10 protein-coding genes and 2 pseudogenes are annotated in these 7,301 nt (G+C 65.7%); 5 read left to right on the top strand and 7 right to left on the bottom strand.

Annotated features, from left to right (window positions below):
- Positions 1–208 (top strand): hypothetical protein (locus ACK543_RS02255; RefSeq protein WP_409941246.1); only part of this gene is annotated, 208 nt, incomplete at its 5' end.
- 128 nt (positions 209–336) lie between these two features.
- Here ACK543_RS02255 and ACK543_RS02250 read toward each other — a convergent pair.
- The 7 genes and pseudogenes from ACK543_RS02250 to ACK543_RS02220 all read right to left on the bottom strand — a co-directional run.
- Positions 337–558: pseudogene (locus ACK543_RS02250) on the bottom strand (N-formylglutamate amidohydrolase); the annotation flags it as partial.
- Positions 551–922, bottom strand: a pseudogene (locus tag ACK543_RS02245) (formimidoylglutamate deiminase); the annotation flags it as partial. The pseudogenes ACK543_RS02250 and ACK543_RS02245, both read right to left, overlap by 8 nt.
- Positions 923–1,042: 120 nt before the next feature.
- The gene (locus tag ACK543_RS02240) at positions 1,043–1,681 is read right to left on the bottom strand and encodes a HutD family protein (protein WP_409941245.1); all 639 of its coding nucleotides are present in this window, start codon (positions 1,679–1,681) and stop codon (positions 1,043–1,045) included.
- A gap of 229 nt (positions 1,682–1,910) precedes the next feature.
- A complete protein-coding gene (locus tag ACK543_RS02235; RefSeq protein ID WP_409941244.1) occupies positions 1,911–2,165 on the bottom strand; it encodes a hypothetical protein in 255 nt (84 codons plus the stop codon).
- Positions 2,162–3,181 carry an IS30 family transposase gene (locus ACK543_RS02230; RefSeq protein WP_409941243.1) on the bottom strand — a complete coding sequence of 340 codons (1,020 nt, stop codon included), beginning with the start codon at positions 3,179–3,181 and terminating at the stop codon, positions 2,162–2,164. Before ACK543_RS02230 ends, ACK543_RS02235 begins: the two co-directional genes overlap by 4 nt.
- Positions 3,182–3,393: 212 nt before the next feature.
- Positions 3,394–4,278, bottom strand: a complete 885-nt coding sequence (gene rarD, locus ACK543_RS02225; protein ID WP_409941242.1) for an EamA family transporter RarD — start codon at positions 4,276–4,278, stop codon at positions 3,394–3,396.
- A gap of 222 nt (positions 4,279–4,500) precedes the next feature.
- The gene (locus ACK543_RS02220; RefSeq protein ID WP_409941241.1) at positions 4,501–4,857 is read right to left on the bottom strand and encodes a GSU2403 family nucleotidyltransferase fold protein; all 357 of its coding nucleotides are present in this window, start codon (positions 4,855–4,857) and stop codon (positions 4,501–4,503) included.
- 6 nt (positions 4,858–4,863) lie between these two features.
- Between ACK543_RS02220 and ACK543_RS02215 the strand changes: the two genes are divergently transcribed.
- Genes ACK543_RS02215 through ACK543_RS02200 form a run of 4 tightly spaced genes read left to right on the top strand, consistent with a single transcriptional unit; the run spans position 4,864 to position 7,164 of the window.
- The gene (locus tag ACK543_RS02215; RefSeq protein ID WP_409941240.1) at positions 4,864–5,475 is read left to right on the top strand and encodes a class I SAM-dependent methyltransferase; all 612 of its coding nucleotides are present in this window, start codon (positions 4,864–4,866) and stop codon (positions 5,473–5,475) included.
- A complete protein-coding gene (locus ACK543_RS02210; RefSeq protein ID WP_409941239.1) occupies positions 5,475–6,266 on the top strand; it encodes a tRNA-uridine aminocarboxypropyltransferase in 792 nt (263 codons plus the stop codon). Before ACK543_RS02215 ends, ACK543_RS02210 begins: the two co-directional genes overlap by 1 nt.
- A 24-nt stretch (positions 6,267–6,290) precedes the next feature.
- Positions 6,291–6,542, top strand: coding sequence for a hypothetical protein (locus ACK543_RS02205; protein WP_409941238.1), 252 nt, complete (start codon positions 6,291–6,293; stop codon positions 6,540–6,542).
- 40 nt (positions 6,543–6,582) lie between these two features.
- Entirely contained in the window at positions 6,583–7,164 is a 582-nt protein-coding gene (locus ACK543_RS02200; RefSeq protein WP_409941237.1) for a DUF1439 domain-containing protein, read from the top strand.
- Positions 7,165–7,301 lie beyond the last annotated feature (137 nt).

Here is a 7,301-nt window from a genome sequence, read left to right as displayed (position 1 = left end):
CAACCAACTTGAATGCGTTGATGCGGTTCGAAGCTCTGCGCAAGGCTTCGACAGGCTCAGCCCGAACGGCTGGTTCAAGTTCAAAGGTGCCGACTCAATAACCGCCTTTTTGCCCCATAGCTCGGCTATGGGGCTGCAAATCCGGCAAAAACTGTCCTCGCTCTCGCCGATTTTCGCTTTCGACGCTCCAAGTCCGACAGGCTCCTAGGCGACTGCAGCCTTGTTGCGATCCGCACGGAGCGCACAGGCACCCTGCCCGCACGCAACCGCCGGGGCGTGGCTGCGCAAAAAGCACGGGCAGCTCTGCGCTTGTTACGCCCTGCGATTTGGCAGGGCTCACGCCTTGGATGCGGCCGTGGCAAACGCCAGCGCGGCGCTCAGCATGCGCTGCCAATGGGGCTGCACGCGCGCCGCCAGCTCTGGCAGGTAGTCAAACGGCAGGGTTTCCTGCTTGTAGCTGCATTGCGCCATCTCCAGCTCAATGGCATGCACCCCCTGCCCTGGCCGGCCTTAGTGGCGGGTGATATGGCCGCCCTTGAAGCGGCCATGGAGCATGGCGGCCCTGTGTGACGCGGCATGTTCCGGCTGTCCAGACGCTGTCGATGGCGGACGTGCGGTGGCTGGCAAACACATGCGCCGACAGCATGGCGGGCGCGGGCAGGCCACGCAAAGCCACATGCGGCGCGTCCAGCACCACCCAGTCGGCCGGCTGGCCTGCAGCAATGCCCGCCGCCCCGCCCCCGCCCAGGCGCCCCGCTGCCTGAGCCCCGCCCTGCACGGCCTGCAGGGTCATGGCGGTGGCCACCTCGGGGTGCGCGGGGGTGGCCAGCACGTTGCGCCGGTGGCGCGACAGGCGCTGTGCGTATTCGAGCATCAGCAGTTCCTCGGCCGCGTTCACGCAGGAATGGCTGTCCGATCCCGTCAGCGCCGTGGCCGCATGCCGGATCGTTCCGCGCCGCCATCGCCTGCACTGCGCCGTCCTGCTAAGGATTCACCGAAACAACCAAGATGCAATTGCTATTATATTGATAGCTTAAAAAGATTACCCGTCGCGCGCAGATGGCGTTTTTGATTCATTGTTTTGGCTTTCACAACGCTCCAGTGCAATCCATACCGCCGCACAGGCAGCCGTGGGTGTGCTGGTGTCGGCAGGCACAAGCTGCCCGCGCGTGGCGTCGCCCTGCCCCGCCCACCACAGGCCCTGACCGGCGCGCAAACGCTGCGGCACAGCCCCCGGCACGGACCACAGCCACTCGCCCTGCAGCACCATGGCCAAGCCGGCCTCGGCGGTCTCGGGCGCTTGGGCGTCGGCCACGATGCGCATCGCTCCGCGCCACGCGCCCCGCCGCAGCATGAGATTGAAATCCTTGGATGTGCCCCCCAGCATGGCCCCGTCCACCGCGTCGTCGCCCGAAAACGCAAAGGGCTGCCAGCGCGGCTCCAGGCGGTGCTCCCACGCGGGGCCGCGCAGGTGCAGGCCATCGCCGCCCAGCAGCATGATCTGACGATCAATGCCCGGAAACACGGAGAACGGCCCCGACCGATCGACGGTCGCCAGACTCACCCGCCACTCAAAGCGGTTCATGTCCGCCCCTGGGGGCCAGCAGGCCAGCTCCTGCGTGCTGCCGCCGCCGTTTTTCCATGGGGTACTCCCCGTGGTTGCCAGATCAAAGAAGTTCATGGGCTGATTGTGGTGCTTGCCTGGAGCGAACTTGTTGTGGTTGGATCACGAACACCGCCGAACTTTTCAAGACCATAGCTTGCCGGAAACTCGCCAACACTAGCGAAACGAGCAAAAAAATCCCAACCGGCTAAGGGCTGGTATTTCACATTATGGTGGCGGATGGTTGGCCATGTGCCGATTGGCCTCCCGAGCTTATGGGCACTGACGCAGGTTGCTGCGGGAATTCTCAAAGAACTCTAATTTGTTGGCAGGCCTCAAGAAACGGCTTTCGAAGGAAATTGCAGTCGGCATACGGTCGGCTCTGTGCCTGCTGGGCACGCATAGCCAGGATGTCGGCGGGCTGCTTGTCATACGCCTGGCATTCGTCCAGCACCTGTGTCAGCCAATACTTGCCGTCATTTTCCCCACAGAGTTTGGCCTTGTAGCGTTCTTCAATGGGCGGTCTCAAATCTGAAGTGCAACACCGCAGGTTGATATTCAATGAATGGTAGCGGAGTTCTTCTCGGCGATAGCCTTCATGAATCGCTGAAAAGCCTGATAGGGAGAATCCCAGCCGAGCGTCTGACGAGGACGGTTGTTCATCAGATCGGCCATGGAGTCCAGCGCATCCTGGTCATGCACGCTCAGGTCTGTACCCTTGGGCATGAACTGGCGCAGCAGCCCATTCGTATTCTCACAACTGCCTTTTTGCCAAGGGCTGTGCGGATCACAAAAGTACACCCGCATGCCAAGGGCTTGTGCGAGTTCCTTGTGCCGGGCCATCTCCTTGCCCTGGTCGTAGGTGAGCGTCTGGCGCATCGGCTGTGCAATCTGGCGCAGCTTGTTGGTGAACGCGGCCAGCGCACTCTCGGCCGATGCGTCAGGCATCTTGCACAGCAGCACCAAGCGCGTTGAGCGCTCTACCAGCACACCCACCGCCGACTTGTTGCCAGCGCCCTTGATCAAATCCCCCTCCCAGTGCCCCGGCATCACGCGATCATTGACCTCGGGCGGGCGAACATGGATAGAGACCATGTCTGGAATCTGACCACGCCGATCAGAGCCTGCTGAACGCGGGCGGCGTGTACTCTTGCCTTGGCGCAGCAGTGCGATGAGCTGGCGGCGCAACTCACCGCGTGGGTATGCATAGATGGCGGTGTAGATGCTCTCATGCGAGGCATGCATGCTCGGCTCTTGGGGATACATGCGCTGAAGTGTGCGTGCAATCTGCTGGGGCGACCACAGCCAGCTCAGCATGGTGGTGACAAGAGTCCACAAAGCCCCGCAGCTGTGCAGCTTGGGGCATGGCCTGGCCTGAATGCGCCGCTGCTGGCACAGACGCTGCGCAGGAGCGCTGGCGTAACCGCCATGGCAGGCGTTGCGCCGCAACTCACGGCTGATGGTGCTGGGGCTGCGGCCTTGAAGGCCGGCTATGGCCCTGATGCTCCAGCCCTGCTGGCGCAGCGATGCCAACGTCACTCTGTCTTCTGGCTGCAAGTGTTCGTATCTCGTTCCCATGTGTGTACATTACCCTCGGTGAGGGTGTTGCACTTCAGATTTGAGACCGCCCCTCGATAAACGCGCACTCAAAGGGCCATGCCGTCATCGTTTTTACGGAGGACGGTGAAATATCCGGGCTAACCGCGCTGTGGATCAGCGTCGCGCCTGCGCTTGCCCAAAGCGCTTTCCTCACCCTCAGCGCGGGTGGCGCGCTGCCGCTGAGGCCACAGCTATCTTGCAGCCCTTGATCCTGCTGCGGTACGACCTGCCCACAGCCCTTCGGCGCTGTACAGCGCCAGCGCCACCCAGATCAGCGCAAACCCCAGGGCGCGCGGGCCACTGAAGGTTTCGCCGTACAGGAACACCCCCATCAGCGCCAGGATGGACGGGGTGACGTACTGCAAAAAGCCCATGGTGGACAGCGGCACGCGCCGTGCGCCCGCGGCAAACAGCAAGAGCGGAATGGCAGTGACCGGGCCGCTCAGGACCAAGAACAGCCAGGTGCGGCTGTCGTGCGCGGGTAGCTGGCCGGTGTGGTTGCCCCACAGCAGCGCGGCGATGGCCAGCGGGGCCAGCAGCATGGTCTCTAGCGACATGCCTTCCAGCGCGCCCAGCACGGCCACCTTGCGCATCAGGCCGTAGAAGCCAAACGTCAGGGCCAGCAGCAGGGCAATCCAGGGCATGCGGCCGGTTTGCAGGGCCATCCACAACACGCCGGTGGCGGCCAGCGCAAAGGCCACCCACTGCGCCTTGCGCGGGCGTTCGTGCAAAAACACACAGCCCAGCGCCACATTCACCAGCGGCAGGATGAAGTAGCCCAGGCTGGCATCCAGCACATGGCCGTTGTTCACCGCCCAGATGTAGGTGAGCCAGTTGGCCGCCAAGAGCACGGCCGACACCGCAAACTTGCCCAGCAGGGCCGGGTTGCGGCGCACGTCGGCCAGCCAGGCAAAGCGGCGCAGCGCTGCCAGCACGATGAGCACGAACACCAGCGACCACACCATGCGGTGCAGCACGACCTCGGTGGCGGCTGCGGCCTGCAACTGCTTGAAAAACAGGGGAAACAACCCCCACAGGACATAGGCCGACAGGCCGTACAGGATGCCGCTGGACATGCAATGGGACGGGTGGACAGGAAAGTGAAACCAGGGCTGCGCCCCGGCAAGAGCCTTCAGCGGACAGGGATGGCACGTTAACACGGATACCGTGTTCGCATCGGCCCGCACGACCCTGCGGGAGTTGCTGGCGCTGCAAAGCAAGCAGCCACTGCTTGGCGGCTGACCCAAGGTGTGGATCGTCGCGCTCGGCCATTGCGTTTGCCGAGCGCGGCCTGGCTTTCAACCGGGCGGCAAATACTGCTCCAGCAACACCTGCACCGCATCGGCCTGCAGCACATCACGCCTGCGCTTGAGCGGGTCGCGGTCGGGTTGACCTGCAAGCCACCGCTTGAACGCGACAAACGTGGCCGGGTGCACGGTGTGCATGCGGGCCATGGTGCCGTTGGTGGCCACGATGACGGCAGAGAAGCCCGGTGAGTCCAGCAGCACGCTGGCGCGCCGGGCCTGGGCTACCCGGAAGTCTTCCTGCGCATCGCTGAGCTTGATGGGGTGGGGGTCGTCACCGGTTTGCTCGCGGCGGATGGGGGATACTCTGCGCCCCGGCCGCCTTTGCACACGGCCTTCACCACCGGACACCGCCCCTTGAAATCCGCCAGCGCCACCACCTTCGACGAGGCCTATTACCAGCGCTTTTATTTCGACAAGAAAACCAGCGTGGTGGACCCGGAGCACATGGAGCGGCTGGGCAATTTCGTTTGCAGCTACCTCAAGTACCTGCGCGTGCCCGTGCAGCGCGTGCTGGACGTGGGCTGCGGCATCGGCCTGTGGAAGGGCATTGTCGAGAAGCACTTTCCCGGCGCCAGCTACCAGGGCGTGGAATTCAGCCCGTACCTGTGCGAGCGCTTCGGGTGGCAGCAGGGCTCTGTGGTCGACTACGCGGCCAGCGCGCCGTTTGACCTCGTCATCTGCCAGGGCGTGTTGCCCTACCTGAGCCCCCCTGACCTGACAGCCGCGCTGCACAACCTGGGCCGCCTGAGCCGGGGTGCGCTGTATGTGGAGGCCGTCTCGCGCGAGGACTATGAGCAGGACATCATCGACGAGCACCTGACCGACAACCGCGTGTTCCGCCACCGCGCCGCGCTGTACCGGCGCGGTCTGCGCGAGGGCTTTGTGGAGCTGGGCGGCGGCGTGTGGCTCAGCCACCAGGCCGAAGTACCCACGTTTGCGCTGGAGCGCTCGGGCGGGCCAGGCTGATGCTCCGGCAAGAAGGGTCGGGTCCATCCGGCGTGCCCGCGGCGCCCCACGCTGTCGCGCGGCTGCGCGCAGCGCGTCTGGCCCGCAGTGCCAAGCCCTTCCTGGCCCGGGGCGGCATCAAGGGCGATCGCTGCCCCGGCTGCCGCCTGGTGCCCAGCCACTGCCTGTGCGCGTTGCAGCCCGCCGTGCCCACGCGCGCGGGCATGTGCCTGCTGATGGCCGACATCGAGCCCTTGAAGCCCAGCAACACCGGCTGGCTGATTGCCGATGTGGTGCCCGACACGTTTGCATTCGGCTGGGCCCGAACCGAAGTCGACCCGGCACTGCTGGCCCTGCTGGCCGACCCGCAGTGGGCGCCGTATGTGGTTTTCCCGGGCGAGTTCGTGGCACCCGAGCGCGTGGTGACGCAGGTGGCCTTGCCCACCGCCACCCCGGGGCGGCGCCCGCTGTTTGTGCTGCTGGACGCCACCTGGGCCGAGGCGCGCAAGATGTTCCGAAAAAGCCCCTACCTGGCGCAACTGCCGGTGCTGAGCCTGCAGCCGGAGCAGACCTCGCGCTACCCGCTGCGCCGCTCCCACCGCAGCGACCATTTGTGCACCGCCGAAGTGGCCGCGCTGTGCCTGGACCTGGCCGGCGAGATGCGCGCCGGTGCGACACTGCAGGCGTACCTTGATGTGTTCACGCACCACTATCTGCAAGCCAAGCACCAGCAGCCGCCCGACTGGCAGGGCCAGGCCCATGCCCGGCTGCGCGCCCAGCGAACCGACGCACAGCCGCTTGCAGTACATTAGCGGCCCACCGCCGCCCGCCCATCCATGACCAAACACCGCGCACGACAGAACGAACTCAAGCCCATGGCCCTGTGCGAGCCGTGCCAGGGCATCCAGCGCAACTGGCGCAAGGCCCCCGGCCATGCCGAGCTGGTGCAGCGCGGCAACCGCAAGGAAGCGCGCGACCATGGCGACGTGACCATCACCCGCTATGTGTGCGACCGCTGTGGCACCGCCTGGGAATACGAAAACGACAAGTCCAACCAGAAGGCCGGCTGGTCGGTCGTGGGGCGCTGAGCCCCCTTTTTGCCGCTTGGGCCCACCCCCCGTGATCGCCGTGCTGCAACGCCGCATGTTCCTGACCGCCGCCAGCGGCCCCGTCGTTGCGGGCGCGATTGGCCTGGGAGCCGCGCTGGGACTGGCGCGCAGTGCCCTGGCTCAGCCCGGCTACGCAGTGTCTGCCGAGCAGCTGCGCGACATGCTCGCACAGAAGTTTCCGCGCACGGTGCCTCTGGCTGGACTGCTGGAGCTGACGCTTCAGGCGCCGCGCCTGCGCAGGTTGCCCGCCGTGAACCGGCTGGGCGCCACCATGGATGTGGAGGCCGCAGGCCCCGCGCTGCGCCGCAGCCACCCAGGTTCGTTCGATGCGGAATTTGCCCTGCGCTACGAGGCCAGCGACCGCACGTTGCGGGCGCACCAGATCAGGCTGGGGCGGTTGGAGGTGGCGGGGCTCAGGCCCTCCGCTATGGAGATGCTCAACGCCTACGCCCCCGCGCTGGCCGAGCAATCACTGCGCGAAGTGGTGCTGCATCAGCTCCGCCCCCAGGAGACGGCGCTCCTTGACGGCCTGGGGCTGGAGCCCGGCCCCATCACCGTCACCGAAAAAGGCCTGACCGTGGCTTGGGTCCGTAAGCAGTAGGCCGCCCAACACGGCACCCGCAGGCAAGTCGGCCATGGCTGGTGCTGCGCCGTTGACGAGCGCAGTGGTGTCGGGGCGGGGGGGCGCCCCGGCCCCAACCGCCCGGCGGGGGGGCGGCCCCCAACAACATCCCCCCC

Source organism: Acidovorax sp. (genome assembly GCF_046341535.1).
Classification (GTDB): domain Bacteria; phylum Pseudomonadota; class Gammaproteobacteria; order Burkholderiales; family Burkholderiaceae_C; genus Acidovorax.
The sequence above is the reverse complement of the archived record's forward strand: the minus strand, read 5'-3'. Positions and strand labels throughout refer to the sequence as shown.